The organism is Streptomyces sp. NBC_00490, from assembly GCF_036013645.1.
In the GTDB taxonomy this organism is placed as follows: Bacteria; Actinomycetota; Actinomycetes; order Streptomycetales; family Streptomycetaceae; genus Streptomyces; species Streptomyces canus_F.
Genome location: NZ_CP107869.1, coordinates 1,432,472 through 1,452,477, shown reverse-complemented (window position 1 = coordinate 1,452,477; position 20,006 = coordinate 1,432,472). Strand labels below are relative to the sequence as shown.

Annotated in this window: 13 protein-coding genes; 6 read left to right on the top strand and 7 right to left on the bottom strand. The window is 72.1% G+C overall.

Annotation, left to right across the window (positions count from 1 at the left end):
* The first annotated feature begins 3 nt into the window (after positions 1–3).
* Positions 4–1,416: a serine hydrolase domain-containing protein gene (locus OG381_RS06520; RefSeq protein WP_327715152.1), complete on the top strand. Its 1,413-nt coding sequence runs from the start codon at positions 4–6 to the stop codon at positions 1,414–1,416.
* Here OG381_RS06520 and OG381_RS06515 read toward each other — a convergent pair.
* The 5 genes from OG381_RS06515 to OG381_RS06495 all read right to left on the bottom strand — a co-directional run bounded on the left by OG381_RS06515 (position 1,408) and on the right by OG381_RS06495 (position 7,620).
* The gene (locus OG381_RS06515; protein WP_327715150.1) at positions 1,408–3,021 is read right to left on the bottom strand and encodes a serine/threonine protein kinase; all 1,614 of its coding nucleotides are present in this window, start codon (positions 3,019–3,021) and stop codon (positions 1,408–1,410) included. The genes OG381_RS06520 and OG381_RS06515 overlap by 9 nt on opposite strands.
* Positions 3,022–3,140: 119 nt before the next feature.
* Positions 3,141–4,100 (bottom strand): threonine/serine dehydratase, encoded by a 960-nt coding sequence (locus OG381_RS06510; RefSeq protein ID WP_327715149.1) that lies wholly within the window; start codon positions 4,098–4,100, stop codon positions 3,141–3,143.
* 97 nt (positions 4,101–4,197) lie between these two features.
* The gene (locus tag OG381_RS06505) at positions 4,198–4,875 is read right to left on the bottom strand and encodes an AIM24 family protein (RefSeq protein ID WP_327715148.1); all 678 of its coding nucleotides are present in this window, start codon (positions 4,873–4,875) and stop codon (positions 4,198–4,200) included.
* Between the two features lie 57 nt (positions 4,876–4,932).
* A complete protein-coding gene (locus OG381_RS06500; protein ID WP_327715147.1) occupies positions 4,933–6,312 on the bottom strand; it encodes a CAP domain-containing protein in 1,380 nt (459 codons plus the stop codon).
* Between the two features lie 81 nt (positions 6,313–6,393).
* Positions 6,394–7,620, bottom strand: coding sequence for a serine hydrolase domain-containing protein (locus OG381_RS06495; protein WP_327715146.1), 1,227 nt, complete (start codon positions 7,618–7,620; stop codon positions 6,394–6,396).
* 302 nt (positions 7,621–7,922) lie between these two features.
* Between OG381_RS06495 and OG381_RS06490 the strand changes: the two genes are divergently transcribed.
* On the top strand, positions 7,923–9,680 hold the full coding sequence (locus OG381_RS06490) for a M4 family metallopeptidase (protein ID WP_327715145.1): 1,758 nt from the start codon (positions 7,923–7,925) through the stop codon (positions 9,678–9,680).
* A gap of 16 nt (positions 9,681–9,696) precedes the next feature.
* On the opposite strand, the gene OG381_RS06485 is transcribed toward OG381_RS06490, so the two are convergent.
* Positions 9,697–10,437, bottom strand: a complete 741-nt coding sequence (locus OG381_RS06485) for a hypothetical protein (protein ID WP_327715144.1) — start codon at positions 10,435–10,437, stop codon at positions 9,697–9,699.
* A gap of 95 nt (positions 10,438–10,532) precedes the next feature.
* Here OG381_RS06485 and OG381_RS06480 point away from each other — a divergent pair, with 95 nt between their 5' ends.
* From OG381_RS06480 to OG381_RS06465, 4 genes are read left to right on the top strand one after another with little or no spacing between them, the layout of a single operon-like run.
* Positions 10,533–11,699 carry an ROK family transcriptional regulator gene (locus OG381_RS06480; RefSeq protein WP_327715143.1) on the top strand — a complete coding sequence of 389 codons (1,167 nt, stop codon included), beginning with the start codon at positions 10,533–10,535 and terminating at the stop codon, positions 11,697–11,699.
* Positions 11,700–11,725: 26 nt separating this feature from the next.
* Complete coding sequence (locus tag OG381_RS06475; protein ID WP_327715142.1) at positions 11,726–13,522, top strand: alpha-galactosidase D; 1,797 nt, start codon at positions 11,726–11,728, stop codon at positions 13,520–13,522.
* A 20-nt stretch (positions 13,523–13,542) separates the two neighbouring features.
* Positions 13,543–15,888: a glycosyl hydrolase family 95 catalytic domain-containing protein gene (locus OG381_RS06470; protein ID WP_327715141.1), complete on the top strand. Its 2,346-nt coding sequence runs from the start codon at positions 13,543–13,545 to the stop codon at positions 15,886–15,888.
* Positions 15,885–17,084, top strand: a complete 1,200-nt coding sequence (locus OG381_RS06465) for an SGNH/GDSL hydrolase family protein (RefSeq protein ID WP_327715140.1) — start codon at positions 15,885–15,887, stop codon at positions 17,082–17,084. Before OG381_RS06470 ends, OG381_RS06465 begins: the two co-directional genes overlap by 4 nt.
* Here the strand turns inward: OG381_RS06465 and OG381_RS06460 are convergent, their stop codons facing one another.
* Entirely contained in the window at positions 17,085–20,003 is a 2,919-nt protein-coding gene (locus OG381_RS06460) for a helix-turn-helix transcriptional regulator (protein ID WP_327715139.1), read from the bottom strand.
* Positions 20,004–20,006 lie beyond the last annotated feature (3 nt).

Sequence of the window (20,006 nt, the reverse complement as noted above, 5' to 3'; positions counted from 1 at the left end):
CGTATGAGTGTTCGCCCTCTGCCCACGAGCGCCCCGTCCGCCGAAGGTGTCGACGCGACCGGCGTGCAGGCCCTGCTCGACGCCCTCGAATCCGCCCCGGACATCGAGCCGCACAGTCTGATGGTCCTGCGCCACGGGAAGGTCGTGGCGTCCGGATGGTGGGCGCCGTACACCGCCGACCGGCCCCATCTCCTGTACTCGCTCAGCAAGAGTTTCACCGCGACGGCCGCCGCCTTCGCCGTCGCGGAGGGCCTGCTCCGGCTCGACGACCCGGTGATCTCGTACTTCCCGGAGTTCGACGCCGACATCACCGACCCGCGCAGCCGCGCGATGCTCGTCCGGCACGTCACGACGATGGCCAGCGGCCATGAGGCCGAGACGCATGACCGGGCGCTGGCGACGGACCGCGAGGAGCCGGTGCGCGGCTTCCTGCTGCTGCCGCCGGACCGCGACCCGGGCACGGTCTTCGCCTACAACCAGCCCGCCACCTACGCCCTCGCCGCGATCGTCCAGCGGGTGACCGGCCGGCCGCTGACCGAGTACCTGCGCCCGCGCCTCTTCGATCCCCTCGGCATCGGCGACGTGACGTGGCTGCGCGACCGGTCCGGTCGTGAGCTGGGCTTCAGCGGACTGCACGCCACCACCGACGCGATCGCCCGGCTCGGCCAGTTGTACCTCCAGGACGGCGTGTGGGAGGGCGAGCGGCTGCTGTCGCGGGAGTGGGTCGCCGAGGCGACGCGGTCACACATCGTCAACGGGGACGGTACCTGGCCCGACTGGGCGCAGGGGTACGGCTTCCAGTTCTGGATGTCCCGGCACGGCTACCGCGGGGACGGCGCGTACGGGCAGTACTGCCTCGTGCTGCCCGAGCAGGACGCGGTGGTCGCGATCACCGGAGCGACCGGCGAGATGCAGAAGGTGCTGGACCTGGTCTGGAGCCATCTGCTGCCGGCGTTCGGCGCGGGCTCGCTGCCCGGTCGTGAGAAGGAGGATGCCGCGCTGGCCGAGCGGATGTCCCGGCTCGCGCTGCCGCCGGCGGCGGGCACGCCCGCACCGCCCGGGCAGGCCGTCGCGTTCACGCCGTACGGCGGAGTCTGCGAGGGACTTCCGAAGCTGACCGCGGTCGAGGTCGACGCGGAGGGCCGGCGGCTGACCCTTGTCGAGGACGGCCACCGGCTGGAGTTGCGGTGCGGTGAACCGGGCTGGACCGTCACCGACGGACCGGTGCCCGCGGCGGTGAGCGGCGGACGGACCGGTCCGGACACCCTCACCCTGGACGTGGCCCTCCTGGAGACCCCGCACCACGTCGAGCTGACCTGCTCGCTCACGGACCGGACGTTCACCGCGCGGTGGCGCACCCAGCCGCTGCACAGCTCCCGCATCCGCGCGATGCGCGCACCCCGCGACTCAGTCTGAGGGCACGCGGAACGTCCGCAGGATCGTGTCCAGGGTCCGCTGGTTGGCGTCGTCGTCCCAGTCGGACGCCGGAGTGGTCCAGCGCAGCGAGAAACCCTGGCCCGAGCCGAGGAGGAAGCCGCGGCCCAGGGTGCGCACGCGGGTGCCGTCGACGGTGTCCAGCCACTCCAGGTCGGCGGCCTCGCGGCCCTGGTACGTCGTCGCGCGGATCTGCCCGATCCGCTGGTAGTCGCCCGACTGCCGAAGGCTCGGCTCGACGTCGTCCCGCCAGACGGCGACCGGATCGTCGCCCACGCGTGTGCTGTAGGTGACCGCGAGCGTGCGCGGATCGCCCTTCGCGCCGAGGACGACCCGGTAGGCGAGGTCGTCCTGCTTCGTCGTGCTCAGCGCCTCCCAGCCCTCGGGGAGGGAGACGGAGAAGCCCTGCGGTGAGGTGTAGTGCTGGAACTCCGGTTGCGGAGCCGCCGGCGGGGCGCTCGTAGGAGTGGGTGTGGGAGTCGGAGTCGGAGTGGGCGTCGGACTCTGGGCCGTCGGTGTCGGGGCGGGTGCCTGGCTTGGCTGTGCGGCGGGCACGGAGGTCGAGGCGGACGGTCTGGGCGTGGCCGCGTCGGTCGCGGAGTCGTCCGAACCACCGGGCAGTTCACGGGCCACGGCGACGACGGCCACCGCGACGGTGACGACGGCCAGCGCGGTGCCGGCGGCCATGGTGCGGCGACTCCAGCGCGGGCCACCGGAGGCGAGGCCGCGCAGCCGGGACCGGGGGGCCGACGCCAGGGCCGCTTCGGGGTCCTCGGAGACGACACGGACGAGCGCCTCGCGAACCGCCTGGCGGTTCAGCCGCTCCCTGGAGTTCTTCCGCAGCAGCCCCTGCACGGTCTGGGTGAGCGGTCCGGCCCGCACCGGGCTGCGCAGCGGCAGCCGGTCCACGCCCTTCAGCGTGGTCTCCGGGCTGTCCCGGTCCCGGAAGGGCGGGCGGCCCTCGACCATCGTGTACAGCATCGCGCCGAGCGCCCACAGGTCCGCGGCCGGCCCGATGCGCTCGTCGCGGGCCTGTTCCGGGGAGGCGTACGACGGTGCGCTGACCCGGGGGGCGAGCGTCGCGCCGGTCAGGCCGAAGCCGGTGACCACGACGGGGCCCTTGTCCCGCACGAACACCTGGCCGGGGCTGAGCTCGCCGTGGGTGATGCCCTCGCCGTGCCCGGCCTCCAGCACGTCGAGCAGTTCGAGGCCGATACGGGCCGCCCGCACGTAGCTGAACGTGCCTTCCCTTTCCAGGACTTCGCCCAGCGGGGTGCCCTCGATCCACTCGGTGACGGTCCACAGGGTGCCGTACTCCTCGACGGCGTCGACGATCGTGGCGAGCCGGCCCGGGCAGAGCCGCCCCATGGTCTCGGACATCCGCAGGACCCGGGCGATCGCGCGGCGCGAGCTCTCGCCGTCCGGATCCGGTGGCAGGCCGATCTGGGTGAGCAGACACGGCCGGCCGGCCTCGACGTCCTCCCCGTACCAGCAGACGCGGTTCGTTTCGCGGTGGAGGACCTCCAGGAGGCGGTACCTTCCGGCCACCAACTCGTGTGTGGAGACGTGCGCCTTGACCATGGTCATCCCTTGCTGAACCTGTCTCTCACCTTTCCCACTGGTACGGGGGGCGTGACGGGGTGCGTTCAGCGGAAAGCCGGGTGCTTTTCCTGACGGGCTGTCACGAGAAGGGATTTGGCGAAGGGTCAGAGCAATTCGAAACGTTCTGCCCAGGTTTTGACATCTCCGGTCGTGGCGTTGCCCCCGCACACCACCAGTCCCAGCCGGGCGCCGTCGCCCACCTGACGCAGCACCCGCCGGGCCGCGGGCAGCAGACAGCCGGCGGCGGGTTCGGCCCACACCTTGGCGTGATCGGCGAGCTGCAGCGAACCCCGCACAGCCTCCCGGTCGGTGACCACGAGGACCTCGTCGACCAGGGCCGACACATGGTCGTACGTCAGTCGCGACACGGACGGTGCGCTGAGGGTGGACACGATCGACGACAGCGCGACCGGCACCGGCCCGCCCGCGGCCAGCGCCTCGGACATGGCCTGGGCGCCCTCGGTCTCCACACCCCAGATCCGCACACCCGGGCGCCGGGCGCGCAGCGCCGCCGCGACACCGGCGATCAGTCCGCCGCCCCCGATGCTGACGAGGACGTCGGTGAGGTCACCGGCGTCCTCGGCGAACTCCAGTCCCACGGTTCCCTGCCCGGCGATCACGAGCGGATCGTCGAAGGGGTGGACCAGGGTGAGGCCCTCGTCCCGCAACCGTGTCACCAGCGAGAACGCGCCGTCCATGTCGTCGGTCACCCGCACCGACGCACCGGCGTCCCTGGCGATCTCCACGGCGTGCGCGGGCGCCGAGCGCGGCATGACGACCGTGGCCTTCACGTCGAGCGCCGCGGCCATCACCGCGAGCGCGATGCCGTGGTTGCCGCCGCTGACCGCCACGACTCCGGCGGCCCGCTCCGTCCGGGTGAGCGAGAGCAGCTTCGCCGTCGCGCCGCGCGCCTTGAACGAACCGGTGCGCTGGAGGAGTTCGAGCTTGGCGGTGACCGGAGCGCCGAGCAGTGCCGACAGCCCGGGGCTCGGCACCGTCGGGGTGCGGATCACGTGTGCGGCGATCCGCTCGGCCGCGGCTTCGATGTCGGAGATCCCGATCAAGACCCTCACCCTTCCGGCACGGACGATCCGCGCCGCTTCGACCCTGGCGCGGTGCGGGGCGCCGGTCAACACGGTTTCGGGCGGTGGGATGACCGGCTCAGTGCTGCTGCGGTTTCTGCGGTGTCGCCTCGCTCGGCCGTACGACGACGTACCCCTGACCCTGGAGCATCAGCTGCACGGCCTCGCCCGACCCGCCGCGCAGCATCGACCCGATGGACTGCGAACGGTGCAGCGAGGTCTGCAGGCCGGCGGTCCAGCCGACGACCGCGTCCGTGTCGACGTACACCGGGTACTGCTGCGAGACCGGGATCACCAGCGGGTTGCCCTCGCACACCAGCCCCAGCCTGCCGCTGCCGGTGAAGACGCTGTTGAACAGACCTCCGCCCGAGATGCCCGCGCCCTTCACCGTGGAGATCCGGTACGACAACGAGGCGTCGAAGCACAGGACGTTGCGGCCGTTGACGGTGAACTCGTCGCCGGGGTCGACCTCGACGACGAAGCAGTTCTGCGCCTCGTGCGCGAACCAGGCTTCGCCCTGGCCGCGCACGGTCATCAGCGGCAGCCCCTCACCGGTGACCGCGCGCTTCAGCATGCCGCCGACGCCCTGGCCCTTGCGCTCGAACTGGAGGTTGCCGCGGTAGGCGATCATCGCGCCCTGCCGGGCGAGCATCTCGCCGTTCACCGTGTACCTGATGCACTTCGCGTTCTCGACGTTCATGCCCGGCGTCGTGGCCGGCTGGACCATGTGCTCGCTGGAAAAGAGGTCACCCTTCATGGGGGCATGGTGTCCCGGACGTCTCCGTTCCGCCATGGGGCCCACCGGTGTGTCGGTTCAGGCGCCGAAGAGCTGTGTCCAGTACGTGCCCGACGAACCTCCGCCCGCGAAGCCGATCCCGATATGGGTGAAGCCGGGTTTGAGGATGTTGGCGCGATGGCCCGGGCTGTTCATCCAGCCCTCCACGACTTCGGCGGGGGACCGCTGTCCGCAGGCGATGTTCTCGCCGATCGAGCGCCGCCCCGACCCCGCGGCGGCCGCCCGGTCCCAGGGTTGGCTGCCGTCCGGCGAGGTGTGGGAGTAGAAGTCGCGAGCGATCATGTCGGCGCTGTGGGCCTGCGCGGCGGTGGTGAGGAACGGGTCGACGGTCAGCGGAGGCAGGCCGTGCCTGGCGCGCTCGCGGTTGGTGAGGTCGACGACCTCGGACGCCGTGCGGCTCAGGTCGCCCGGGGTGAGGGGCCTGGCCCACAGCGCCGTCCAGTAGGTGTCGCCGGTGCGGCTGTCGGAGGCGTGGGCCAGACCTGCGTGGGTGAAGGCCGGGTCGCCGAGGGTCTGGCGGGGCTGGGCGGTGCGCAGACAGTAGTCGACGAACTCGGCGGGGGTGCGCGGGCCCGAGACGAGGTGTTCGCCGACGGTGACGTACGCGTATCCGGTGGCGGTGAGCCGCTGGTAGACGGAGAGGCCGTCCGCGCCCTGGACGCCGAGGCGTTGGGCCGCGGCCATCGCGGAGGCGTGGGCCTGGGCGGCGGAGGTGAGGCGGGCGTCGGGGGAGACGGGCGGGGAACCGATGGCGGCGCGGGCGGAGTTGACCAGGGCGAGGAAGGCGTCGGGGGCGGGGGAGGGCCTGTGCGGCCGGACGCGGCTCGGGGGTGTGCGGGGGGCCACGGGCGGCCGTGCGGGTATCGGCGGGGGCACGGACGTCGGCACGGCCACGGGGGGTGTGGAGGCCGGGCCCGGTTCCTCGGAGACGTCCACCCCGAAGTCCCGCGCCAGTCCCGCCAGGCCGTCGGCGTACCCCTGGCCCAGCGCGCGCAGCTTCCAGCCGGTGCCGCGCCGGTAGATCTCCGCGAGCAGCAGCACCGTCTCCTGGCGGGGGCGTGGCGGGGCGAACCGGGCGAGCGCGCGGCCGCCCGGGCCGGTGAGGTGGAGGGTGGGCGCGGGCAGGCGGCCCAGGGGAGTGCCGGCGTCGGCGGGGGTGACGGCGACCGTGATCCGCGTGGCGCCGGCGCGCAGCCGCGCCGGGTCGAGGGTCAGGGTGTCGCCGGAGAGCCGGGCTCCCGGGGCGGCCGGCTGGTTGTAGAACACGAAGTCGCCGTCGCCCCGGACCCTGCCGCTGTCGTCGGTGATGAGCGCGGACACATCGAAGGGGCCGGACACCCGGACGGTCACGGCACCGCCCGGGAGGGGCAGATTGCCCCCGGGGACCAACTCGGTCATCGCGCCGTCCTGGTGTCGTCGTACGGAACCCGGTGGGGGTGTCCGAAGAACGTGCGCCCGGTCACCGGGGTTCCCGCCCGGTCAGTCCAGCGCGACGCCCGGGGCGATGTCCTCGTGCCGCTCGACGTGTGCCGTTCCTCGGACCGTCGCGGCCCGCTTGCCGCAGAAGGCCGACTCCAGGGTGCCCATCATCGTGTTGAGCACGTTCCCGTTGTTGGAGGTGTTGGCGAGCGCGCTGAGGCTCCGTTTGCCGTCCTTCGACGTGAACGCGTACGTGTAGTAACCCTGGACGGCGCCCGTGTGGCCGTACACCGACGTCCCGCACGACAGGGTGCGGCGGCGCAGGCCGAGACCGTACGCCGTGGTGCTGTTGACCTTCCACCACCGCTGCATCTGCTCAAGGCTCCCGGCGGAGGTCAGCTTTCCGCCGAGCAGCGCCGACAGGAAGGTGTTGAGGTCCCCGGCGGTGGAGATGAGCGCGCCCGCGCTCTGTGCCCAGGACGTCGTCTGCCGTGTCGCGTCGATCGGCGCCGCGCCGGCCGTGTCCGACGTCATGTAGCCGCGGGTGTGGCGGCCGGGGATCGCCGTGGCGGGGTGCACGTACAGCGTGTCGCGCAGGTGGAGCGGCTCGATGATGCGGCGCTGGTAGGCGGTTCCCACGGAGTGGCCGGTGAGCTTCTCGATGAGCATGCCGGCGACCACGAAGTTGGTGTTGGAGTACGCGTAGGCGGCGCCGGGGCTGTTGGTGCGGGCGTGCCGCAGTGAGCGGTCCACCAGCTGGCGGTAGGTGAAGACCTTGGTGCGGACGGCCTCGAAGCCCGGGACCGACCTCGCGAACATGTCGTTGGTGTAGTCGTACAGACCGCTGCGATGGCTCAGGATGTGCCGCACGGTGATGCGGTCGTCGGGCAGCAGGCCCGGCAGATAGCGGTTGACCGAGGCGTTGAGCCTCAGCTTCTTCTCGTCGCGCAGTTGCAGCAGCACCACGGCGGAGAAGGTCTTGGTGACGCTGCCGATGCGGAACCGGTCGCGGGTGCTGATGGTCCGTCGGGTCTTGCGGTCGGCGAGGCCGGTGACCATCCGGTGGATGGTGGTGCCGTCGTCGATCCGTGCCATCGCGCCGGGCGCGCCCTGCCGCAGGGCCGTGCGCAGCACGGCGCGCAGCCCTGTGATGTCGGGCTGGGGCAGGGCCGCGGCGCTCGTCGGGGCCCTGCCGCTCTCGTCGGCCGTGGCGTGGGCCGGGACCGCGAGCAGGGACAGCAGGACCGCGCCCGAGACCGTAGCCCTGCGCAGCGTTGCTGATGTCATCCGAGTGTTCTCCCGTTTCTCCTCGATGCGAGATCGATCACACGTACGCCGGGCAACCTCCTCGCACCCCGTCACATCTCCACAGTCGACGCACAGTTGGTCACTCGTTGCTCACTGAGCGCTGCGGATTCGCAAAGTATTGCCATGAACTGTTGGAAAAGCGACTATTCAGGCTTTACATGTACATGACTCATCCGTAAGGGTTCCGTCCGGGGGCCCGACCAGCCCCCATGGCGCGCAACAGCGCCATGACCCAGGGCGGTTGGTGATCCCGGCCGCCTTCGCTCGAAGGAACCCTCATAGTGCGTAGACCCCATATACGCAGCCTGGCCGTCGCCGTCGCGGTGACGACGGCCGCCACGGGGCTCGCGGGCACGGCCTTCGCCGCCCCGTCCACGGGGCAGCCGGGGAAGTCCCCGGCCGTCACGGCCACGTCCGTCGTCGACGCGGCCCGCGCCGCAGCGTTCGCCCACACCGCGGCCACCGGTGTCGCCCCGGGCGACGAACTGCGGGCCCAGGATGTGCTGATCGACCCGGAGGGCGCCCGGCACGTCCGGTTCGTCCGGGCCCATCGCGGCATGCCGGTCCTCGGCGGCGACCTCGTCGTCCACCTCACCGAGCAGCTGGGCTACGCGGGCGTCACCCGCGCGGCCGACCACACCGTCCGGCCCGACGCCGTCCGCGCCAAGCTGACGGCCCGGCAGGCCCAGGAGCGTGCCGCCGCGGTCGCCAAGGGCGACGCCGGACCGGCGGAACTCGTCGTCGACGCCCGTGACGGTGGATCGGCCCTCGCCTACCAGGTGCGGGTCACCGGCAGTGCCACCGCCGAGGCGGGCGGCTCCCGCACGGTCGTCGTCGACGCCGTCACCGGCAAGGTGCGCAGCAACACGCCGGACAGCGACGAGTTCCTCTCGCCGCAGCTCATCGACACCCTGCGCGAGCGCGGCGAGAAGCTGGACCCGGCCACCGGCACCGCCCCGCGGGCCGACGCCCTCGCGGCGACCGCCTCGGGCACCGGCAACTCCCTCTTCGCCGGCAAGGTCACACTGACCACCACGAAGACCGCCAGCCGCAGCTATGTCCTCAAGGACCCCAACCGCTGGGGCACCGAGACGCGGGACGCGCAGGGCCGGGAACTGGAGAACTTCGCCCGCGGCAAGAAGTTCACCAGCACCACCAACAAGTGGGGCAACGGCACCGTCTCCAACCGTGCCAGCGCCGCCGTGGACGCCCAGTACGGCATCACCAAGACCCTGGACTTCTACAAGAAGACCTTCGGCCGCAAGGGCATCGCCAACAACTCCAAGGGCGCCAAGGCGATGGTCCACTTCGGCAACAAGGTGGCCAACGCGTTCTGGGACCCGGCGTGCGGCTGCATGCTGTACGGCGACGGTGACGGCGACATGTTCAAGAAGCCGCTCGTCGTCCTCGATGTCACCGGCCACGAACTCACCCACGGCGTCGTGGACGCCACCGCCCGCCTGGAGCCCACCCGCGTGGACGCGGACGGCAACCAGTACGGCGAGGCCGGCTCCCTCAACGAGTCGCTGGCCGACATCTTCGGCTCGAACGTCGAGTTCAGCGCCAACAACCCGAAGAACCCGCCGAACTACCTGCTCGGCGAGAAGCTCGGGCTGGACCAGAAGTTCCTGCGCCGCCTCGACAAGCCGTCCCTGGACGTGCTCGAAGGCGCCATCGACTACTGGTCACCGGCCGTCTACGACGCCGAGGTCCACGCCGGCTCCGGCGTCTCCTCGCACGCGTACTACCTGCTCGCCGAGGGCAGTGGCCGCAAGAAGATCGGCAGCGTCACCTATGACTCGCCGACCGTCGACGGCCTGCCCGCGAAGGGCATCGGACGCGCCAAGGCCACGGCGATCTACTACCGCGCCCTGACCCGCTACATGGTCTCCACCACCGACTTCCACGACGCCCGCGCGGCGACCCTGAAGGCGGCGAAGGACCTCTACGGGGCGGGCAGCGCCGAGTACAAGGCGGTGAACCGGTCCTGGGCCGCCGTCAACGTGACCGCGGCCAACACCCCGGCCGCCCGGCACTGACAACACAGCGCACGGGTCAGGCCCACTGTCTCTCCACCTCGTCGGACACACCGAACCCGGCGTCGCAGGAGGGGCAGTGGGCCCTGCCGAAGACATACGTCAGGGCGAGCGCGACCTCGTGCCGGCCCGCCCCCACGGCCTCCCGGTGCAGCCGGGCGCCGATCCCCTCCAGCCGTTCCGGATCCGCGGGCAGGAGCCGCGCCCGGCCCTCCTCGTCCTCCGCGCCCGGGCCGGTGACATAGTCGCCCGCCACGCAGAAGTGGCCGTACGAACCGAAGGCGACGAAGAGGCCGTCCTCGCACGCGGGGCACTCCAGCTCGTACTCCTCGTTGAGCAGTCCCTCCAGCGCCGAGGCCCACACGCCGGCGTCCTCGAAGGCCAGGACGGCCATCTGGAGGTAGACGAAGTCACCCATCTCGAGATCCCGGGCGGCGAACAGTCCCCGTGCGACGCCGAGCAGTTCCTCGATCTCGTGGGCGCAGCGCTCGCGGCGGGCGGGGTCCGGGTCCGTCGTGATCAGTCCGGCCATCAGCACCGCCTGGAGCGGCTCGCCGGGCGCCCGGCCCCGCGCGATGTCCGCGAGGACCGGCATCGCGGCCCAGCTCGCCTCGTACACCGAGCCCTGATGGCACAGCGCGGACCACAGGTCGCTCCACACCTTGTCGTCGGCAGGGCCGCCGAGCTGCGCGAAGAGCCCCGGGATGTCCTCCGCGCTGCCGTAGGCGTGGGTCAGCCCGGCCCAATTGATCGTCGTCATGGGGCGATTGTGCCGCCCGGCACTGACAGCCCGGTCACCGACGAATCCTGCTTCTTTTATTGACGACGGAAAAGAACCCCTCTAAGTTCCCGGCCATGCGCCCGATCTCCCGCGCCGAGACGTTCCCCGTGAACACCCCCGCCGCCTCGCAGGTGTTCACCACCGTCCTGACCCAAGGCCCGCTCGCCCGACTGGAGGTGGCCCGCCGGGTGGGCCTGTCCGCGGCCGCCGTCACCAAGGCGGTCCGGCCCCTCATCGAGGCCGGGTACCTGGTGGAGGGGGCGGACGACGAGGCCCGCCCCTCGCTCGGGCGGCCCGCGAACCTGGTGCGGGTCGACGGCGGACGTGCCCTGTTCATCGGCGTCAAGGTGACCGGCGACGAGATCATCGGCGTCCTCACCGACCTGTGCTGCCGCATCCATGTCGCCCGCCGTGTGCCGCTGCCCGACCGTGCGGCCAAGGCGGTGCTGGCGTCCGTCGCGGACCTGGTCCAGGACCTGCTGACCGAGGCGGACGGCGTCCCGGTACTGGGCCTCGGCGTCGCCGTCTCCGGAGACGTGGACCGGGCCGAAGGCACCGTCCGCTACTCGCCGTTCCTCGACTGGCGCGACGTACCCCTCGCCGAACTCGTCGCCCTGACCACCGGGTTGCCGGTCACCGTCGACAACGACGTGCGCGCCCTGACCGTCGCCGAGCAGTGGTTCGGCGCCGGCGCGGGCCTGTCCGACTTCGCCGTGGTCACCGTCGGCGCGGGCATCGGCTGCGGCCTCGTGGTGCACGGCCGCGTGGTCGCCGGAGCCCACGGCGTGGCCGGCGAGATCGGCCATGTGACCGTCGACCCGAACGGCCCGCTGTGCCACTGCGGCAACCGCGGCTGCGTGGAGGCGATCGCGGGAGAGGCCGCGATCGTCCGCCGGATCCGGGAGATCACCGGCGTCGAACTCGCCGACGCGGCCGAGGCGTTGGCCCTGGCCCGCCGGGGCGTCGCCGGAGCCCGCGAGGTGTACGCGCGGGCCGGGGAGGCGATCGGCCGCGGCATCGCCACCGTCGCCAACCTCCTCGGTCCCGAACGCGTGATCATCTCCGGCGAGGGGCTCGCCGCCTACGACCTGTTCGCCGGACAGATCCGCGACGCGTTCGTCGCGGCCGCCTTCGGCTCCGCCGCCCAGTGCGATGTCCTCACCCGCCCACTGCCCTTCGAGGAGTGGGCCCGCGGGGCCGCGGCCACCGCGATCCAGTCCTTCGTCCGAGCCGACACATAACTCCCACGACCCAGGAGGTACGACCCATGCGGTCATCCTCGTACTCCGTCATGCCCGCACGCACCCTCAGAGCCCTCGTGGTCCTGGCCCTCGCCGCCGGTGCCGTCACCGTCGCACCGACGGCCGGCGCCGAGACCGCCGCCCCCGCCCTCGCCGCCAAGCCGTACATGGGCTGGACCAGTTGGAGCATGCAGTCGTCCAAGTACCCCGGCCTCAACCCGGACGGCGACTACAGCTACCTCACCGAGGCCAACGTCCTCAAGCAGAGCGACGCGATGGCCGCCAAGCTCAAGAAGTTCGGCTACGAATACGTCAACATCGACGCCGGCTGGTGGATGGACAAGACCTGGAAGTCAGGGTTCGACCAGTACGGGCGCCAGAAGGCCGATCCGGTCCGCTTCCCCAGCGGCATGAAGGCCGTCGCCGACCGCATCCACGCCAAGGGGCTCAAGGCAGGCATCTACCTGCCGGCCGGCCTGGAGAAGGGGGCCTACGGCAAGGGCCGGATGCCGATCCGGAACGCCGACGGCTGCACCACCGCCGACATCGTCCACGGCGACCTGCGCACCACCAACGGCTGGGACAGCTCCTACAAACTCGACTTCTCCCGCCCCTGCACCGCCAAGTACATCGACTCCCAGGCCCAATTGATCGCCGACTGGGGCTACGACTTCCTCAAACTCGACGGCGTGGGCCCCGGCTCCGGCAAGAGCGGCGACCAGTACGACAACGTTGCCGACGTGGCCGCGTGGCACAAGGCGATCGCCGCCACCGGCCGCCCGATCCACCTCGAACTCTCCTGGTCCCTCGACATCGGCCACGCCGCGGACTGGAAGAAGTACTCCCAGGGCTGGCGCGTCGACACCGACGTCGAGTGCTACTGCAACACCCTCGTCAGCTGGGAGAACTCCGTCGACGACCGCTGGGACGACACCCCCGCCTGGACCCGGCACGCCGGTCCGGGCGGCTGGAACGACCTCGACGCCCTCGACGTCGGCAACGGCGAGATGGACGGTCTCACCAAGGCGGAACGGCAGAGCTACGCCACCCTGTGGGCCATCGCCAAGTCACCCCTCTACACCGGCGACGACCTCACCCGCCTCGACTCCTACGGCCTGTCCCTGCTGACCAACCGTGAGGTCATCGCCCTCAACCAGGGCGCCGCCCCGCCCGCACACCCGGTCACGCCGTCCGACCCCCAGCAGGTGTGGGCCGCGAAGAACCCCGACGGCACCTACACCGTCGCCCTGTTCAACCTCGCCGACGCCCCCGCCGCCGTGACCGCCGACTGGACGACCCTCGGGTTCACCGGGAAGGCGACGGTCCGGGACCTCTGGAACCACGAGAACCTCGGCACGTACAGGAACAGGATCACCCAGGCCCTGCCCGCCCACGGCTCACGCCTGTTCACGGTCACCCCGCGTGGAGAACAGCTCACCTGGACGGGCATCGAGGCCGAGTCCGCCACGAACACCCTCGCCGGCAACGCCTCCGTCGCCGACTGCTCCGCCTGCTCCGACGGAAAGAAGGTCGGCAACGTGTACCTCGGCGGCAGGCTGACCTTCAATGACGTCGTCGTCGCCCGGGCGGGGACCTACCAGATCAAGGTCTCGTACATCAGCGGCGACGCCCGCTCGGTGGACGTCTCGGCGAACGCCGGCGGCGCCACCCGCCACAAGCTCCCCGCCACCGGCGACTGGGGGACCGTGTCCAGCGTGTACGTGCCCGTGACGCTCAAGGCCGGCGCCAACACGATCACCTTCGACAGCGGCACCGGCTACGCGCCGGACATCGACCGGATCGACGTACCGAAGTCGTCCTGAACGACCCTCCAGGAGCCGCCATGACCCCCGAACCGTCCAGACGCGACCTCCTCGCCCTCGCCACCGCGACCGGAGCCCTCGCCACGCTCCCCGCCTTCACCGCCTCGGCCGCACCTCAGAGGCCGGACGTCTCGTACGACATCGCCGCACACGACGAGCTCTGGTGGCAGGCCCCCGCCGACGAGCACTCGATGATCGAACAGGGCCTGCCCCTCGGCAACGGCCGTCTCGGCGCCCTCGCGAGCAACGACCCCGGCCGCGAACTCCTTCTCGTCACCGACGCCACGATGTGGACCGGCGGCCTCAACGACACACTCGACGCGGACGGCCAATTCCCTTACGGCCGACAGGACTTCGGCTCCTTCACCCTGCTCGCCCGGCTCGCCGTCGACATCCCCGGCCACGACCTGTCCGCGGTCTCCGGCTACCGCCGCACCCTGGACCTCGACCGAGGCGTGATCACCACGTCGTACGTCCGCTCCGGAGTGACGTACCGGCGGCAGATCTTCGCCAGCCGGCCCGACGACGTGATCGTCCTGCACTTGTCCCAGAGCGGAGGCGGCCGGTACTCCGGCACGGTGACGCTGGAGGGGACGCACGGCGAGGGGAGCGCGGTGTCGTTCGGGGCGGCCTTCGCCAACGGGCTGCGCTACGGGGCCGCCGTGACGGCGTACGGCACCGGTGGCGCGGTCACCGTCGGCGGCTCGGGCATCTCCTTCGCCCGCTGCAAGGACCTCACCGTGGTGCTCAGCGGCGGCACCAACTACGCGCCCGACGCCGCGGCCCACTACCGGGACCCCTCCCTCCACCCCGAGCGGCTGGCCCGCACCAAGGTCCGGGCCGCCGCCCGCCACACGGCGGACACCCTGCTGCGCACCCATGTCGCCGACCACCGCGCCCTGTTCGGGCAGTTCGACGTCTCCCTCGGCGCGTCGTCCGAGGAGCAGCGTTCCCTCGACACCTGGGAGCGGATCCGGGCGCGCGCCCGGGACGGCGTGCCCGACCCCGAACTGGAGGCCCAGTACCTGCAGTTCGGCCGGTATCTGATGATCGCGGGCTCACGCGGCAGCCTGCCCCTCAACCTCCAGGGGCTGTGGCTCGACGGCAACGACCCGGACTGGATGGGCGACTACCACACCGACATCAACCTCCAGATGAACTACTGGATGGCCGACCGGGCCGGACTGTCCGAGTGCTTCGACGCGTTCACCGACTACTGCGTCGACCAACTCCCCTCCTGGACCGAACTGACCCGGACCCTTTTCAACGACCCGCGCAACCGCTACCGCAACTCCACCGGAAAGGTGGCCGGCTGGACCGTCGCCGTCTCCACCAACATCCACGGCGGGATGGGCTGGTGGTGGCATCCGGCGGGCAACGCCTGGCTGTGCGACTCCCTCTGGGAGCACTACGAGTTCACCGGGCGCCGCTCCCATCTGGAGAAGATCTACCCGCTGCTCAAGGGCGCCTGCGAGTTCTGGGAGGCCCGGCTTCTCACCGTCACCCTCCCGGGCACCTCGGAGGAGGTGCTCGTCGCGGACAGCGACTGGTCGCCCGAGCACGGGCCGCTCGACGCAAGAGGCATCACCTACGCCCAGGAACTCGTCCGGTCGCTCTTCGGCAACTTCTGTGCCGCGGCGGCGGAGTTGAAGCGGGACACCGGCCTCGCTGAGCGGATCGCGGGCCTGCGCAAACGGCTGTATCTGCCGCGGGTCAGCCCCACCACGGGCTGGCTGGAGGAGTGGATGTCCCCCGACAACCTCGGCGAGACCACCCACCGGCACCTCTCCCCGCTCGTCGGTCTCTTCCCCGGCGACCGTATCCGGCCCGACGACTCCACCCCCGCCGCCCTCGTGGAAGGCGCCACCGCCCTGCTCACCGCGCGCGGCATGGAGAGCTTCGGCTGGGCGAACGCCTGGCGGAGCCTGTGCTGGGCCCGGCTCAAGAACGCGGACAACGCCTACCAGTTGGTCGTCAACAACCTCCGTCCCTCGACCGACGGCAGCAACGGCACCGCCTTCAACCTCTTCGACATCTACGAGGTGGAACAGGGCCGGGGCATCTTCCAGATCGACGGCAACTTCGGCACCCCGGCCGCGATGATCGAGATGCTGCTGTACTCGCGCCCGGGCCACCTCGAACTCCTCCCCGCCCTCCCGGACGCGTGGGCCGAGTCCGGCTCCCTCACCGGGGCCGGTGCCCGCGGCGGTTTCGTCGTCGATCTACGGTGGCGGGATGGGAAACCGACCGAGGCACGCATCCGCAGCATCGGCGGCCGCACCACGACGGTCGCGTACGCCGGGACCTCCCGGACCGTGGCACTGGAGCCCGGTGCGTCCGTGACGCTCAAGGACCTCGACCGATGACGGGCCGCCCCGCCCGGGCCGGCCGACTGCTGGTCGTCACGCTCATGGCCGCCGTCCTCCAGGCCGCACCGGCGCGAGCCGCCGCCCAGAGCCCGCCCGACGGGGTCGTCACCTGGGGCGCGAGCGCCGACCGCATCGGTGAGGCGGCCGCCGACCGCGGCTACCGCATGGTCGTGCACACCAGCGTCGCCGGCCGTGACCCGCGCATCCGGCTCTCCAACGCCTTCGGCGACCGACCGGTGACCTTCGACAGCGTCTACGCGGGCATCCGGAAGGAGGGCCCCGAACTCGTCCGCCGCACCAACCGCCGGCTCACCTTCGACGGCTCGACGTCCGTCACCGTCCCGCCCGGCGCCACGGCGTACAGCGACCCGCTGCCGGGGAAGCTGGCCGCCGGGACCGACCTGGTGGTCAGCGTCCACACGCCGGACGCGGCGGGCCCGCTCACCGGCCACTCGATGGCCATGCAGACGTCGTACACCACCCGCGGCGACCACACCGCCGAGGAGGGCGGCGCGCACTGGACCGAGACCGCCGGTTCCTGGTTCTACCTGGACGCGGTGTCGGTGCGCGCCGACGCCGGTGCCGTGGTCGCTCTCGGTGACTCCATCACCGACGGCTGGCAGTCCACCACGGACGTCAACCGCCGCTGGCCCGACTACCTGGCCCGTCGGCTCCAGAAGTCGCGGAACGCGGTCAAGGGCGTGGCCGACGAGGGGATCTCCGGCAACAAGGTACTGGCGGACGGCGCCGGGCAGAGCGCCCTGAACCGGCTGGACCGGGACGTGCTCTCCCAGCCCGGTGTGCGGACCGTGTTCCTCTTCGAGGGCGTCAACGACATCAAGGCCCACACCGGCGTCACCGCCGAGGACCTGATCGACGGCTACCGGGAGATCGTCGACCGGGCGCACGCGGCCGGCACCTGCGTGGTCGGCGCCACGGTCGCGCCGTTCAAGGGCTGGCCGGAGTGGGACCCGGCCGCCGAGGCCGTACGCCAGGAGGTCAACGCGTTCATCAGGAACAGCGGCGAGTTCGACGCGGTCACCGACTTCGACCGGATCCTGCGCAGCCCCTACGACCAGGAGCGGATGCTCCCCGCCCTGGACGGCGGGGACCACATCCACCCCAACGACAAGGGCATGCAGGCCATGGCGGACGCCGTCGACCTGCGGAGCCTCGACTGCCCGGACCGTTGATCACTCCGGGGCGATCAGGCCCTCCCGATAGGCGACGGCCACCGCCTCGGTACGGCTCGCGGCGCCCAGCTTGGCCAGGATGTTGGAGACGTGCACGCTCGCCGTCTTGCCGCTGATGAACAACTCCTCGCCGATCTGCCGGTTGCTGCGGCCCAGCGCGAGGAGGCGCAGCACGTCCTGCTCGCGGGCGGTCAGCGGTGAGGGGCCGCCCGCGTTCTTCGGTGCCGCCGACAGCCGGCCCCGGCGTATCAGCGTGTCCGCCTCCTCCAGCAGGAGGGTGGCCCCGAGCCGTACGGCCGTCTCCCGCGCGGCACCGGCCTCGACGGCCGCCTCCTCGCGACGCTCGGCCACCAACAGGGCCTCGGCGTACCGGAGTCGGCAGCGCGCGTGCTCGTAGGTGTCACCGAAGTCGAACGCGGCGACCGTCCTCTCCCAGGCCGCCACGTCCGGCCCGGTCACCGCCCGGACCCGTTCCGCCTCGGCGCGCGCCAGCCAGGCCTGTCCCTCCGGCCCCTGCGGAGTGCCGTCCTCCCCGCGCGCGGCCGTGTGCCGGGCCAGTTCCACCAGTTCGTCCGCCGTGGCCTTCCACCGTCCCGTGCCCGCCTCGTCGCCGGTGAGGCGCAGCCCGGCAGCCGTGTCGGCGACCGCGGACAGTGCGCGGGCGGCGAGCCGGACCGTGACGTCGGGACGTGTGCCCGCGTCGTCGGTGAGGGACTTGACCGTCGACCACAGCTGCTCCACCGCGGCCTGGGCGTCGCCGCGCAGTGCCGCCGCCTCGGTCAGCGCGATACCCGCGACGAGCGTGGCCATCCAGTCGAAGGGCCCCTGGAGGAGGGCGCGGGCCCGGTCGGCGGCCGTGAAGTCGCCGCGCGCGAGGGCGACATAGAGCGCGGGCCCGGCCGCGTACCCACTGAGCACGGGCAGTTCGGCCCTGCCGGACACCGCGCGCAGGCACTCGTCCCAGCGGCCCAGCGTGTAGAGCACCACGAGCTGGAGATGGCGCATCGCCCGGGGGTAGGCCGAGGACAGCAGCCCGGCCCGGCGGGCCCGGTCGAGGCCCTCGGCCAGCAGCGGCAGCGCCTCATCGAGGTCGCCGGTCTCGTAGGAGCCGATGGCGAGATTGAACAGCGCGCGCATCTCCACGGGCGCGTTGCCGGCGGCGTGGGCCAACTCCCTGGCCTCGCTGATGCGTCCGCGGCCCTCCGGGGTGCCGCGGCCGCCGCTCTCGAGGGCGGCGAGCGAAATGATCAGATCCGCCCGGGCGTCCTTCGCGTCCAGGTGCTCGGCCACGCGCAGGGCCTCGCGGGCGACGCGGAGCGCGGTCTCGTTCTCGCCGACATGGCGGGCCGCCATGACATGGGTGGCGGCCGCCCACACCCAGGTCCGCGACGGCGGATCGGCCGGGATGAGGGCGAGCGCCTCGCTGCTGTACCGGAACGCCGCGGTGAGGTTGTCGACGTCGATCAGGTTCCCGGCGAGCGTGTAGCGGACGCGGGCGGCGAGTTCGGAGTCGGCGTCCTGGTCGGCACCGGCCAGCGCGGCCCGGGTGAGGGAGACCGCGCGGTGCAGCTCACCGGCGTGCGCGGCCGCCGCGGAGGCACGCAGGGTGAGCGTGACCCGCTCGTCCGAGGGCCGCGCGGCCGGTTCCACCGCCGACCACAGGTCCAGGGCCGCCTCCAGGTGCCGCAGCTCCTCGGCGGGCGCCCCGACCCGCTGGGCGTGGTCCGCGGCCTCCAGCGAGGCGGCCAACGCCTCGGCCAGGTCATGGCTCTCGCGGTAGTGGTGGGCACGCTCGGCGGCGGACTCGGCCCGGTGCCCGTGCCCGGCCAGCAGTCGGGCGAACGCGCCGTGCAGCCGGGCCCGTTCACCCGGGAGCAGATCGGCGTAGACGGCCTCGCGGGCCAGTGCGTGCCGGAAGGAGTACGTGTCCCCGTCCCCGGGCACCAGGAGCTGCCGTCCGACGGCCTCCCGCAGCGCCGCCTCCAGCTCGTCCTCGGGAAGCCGGACCGCGTCCCGCAGCAGCGCGTGCTCGACACGGCGCCCGGCGACGGCGGCGGTACGCAGCACCTGCTGGGCGGTCTCCGAGAGCTGCTCGAACCGGATGAGCAGCACGTCGGCCAGCCCGCTGGGCACCCCGCCCGCCTCGGTGTCCGTGGCCGCGACCAGTTCCTCGGCGTAGAAGGCGTTGCCCTCGGCCCGCGCCACGATGCCCCGCACCGTGGCGTCCGGCAGCGGCCGGTCCTGCAGCGCCTGCACGAGGCGTGTCACCTCGGCGTCGCCCAGCGGCCGCAGTTCCAGCCGCTCCACAGCGGGCAGCCGTACGAGCTCGGCCAGCAGCGGCCGCAGCGGATGACGGCGATGCAGATCGTCCGCCCGGTAGGACGCGAGGATCGCCAGCCGATGGGTGGGCGCCCCGCCCGCCGACCGCTGCAGGATGCCCCGGCTGAGCAGGAACCTCAGCAGGTCCCGCGAGGACTGGTCGGCCCAGTGCAGGTCCTCCAGCACGAGCAACAGCGGTGCGACATCGGCCAGATCGGCCAGCAGCCCCGCCATGCCCTCGAACAGCTGCAACCGTCCGCCGTCGCCCTCGCCCCCCAGCAGCCGCCCGGCCACCGGATGCCCCGACAGCACGGCAGCGAACCGCTCGTCGGAGGCGAGGATCCCCAGGACCTCGGTGAACGGCAGATAGGGCAGTCCGACGTCACCGAGGTCCACACAGTGCCCGGTGAGCACGGTCATCCCGGCACGGGCGGCCCGCTCGGCGGCTTCGCCCAGGAGCCGCGTCTTGCCGACTCCGGCGTCCCCGGCGATCAGAACCGCGCGCGCTTCACCACCGCGGGCGCGCGCGAGCACACCGTCGAGCCGGGCGAGTTCGTCGGCACGGCCGATGAGTGGGGAAGAAAAGGAGGTCGGAGGCACAAA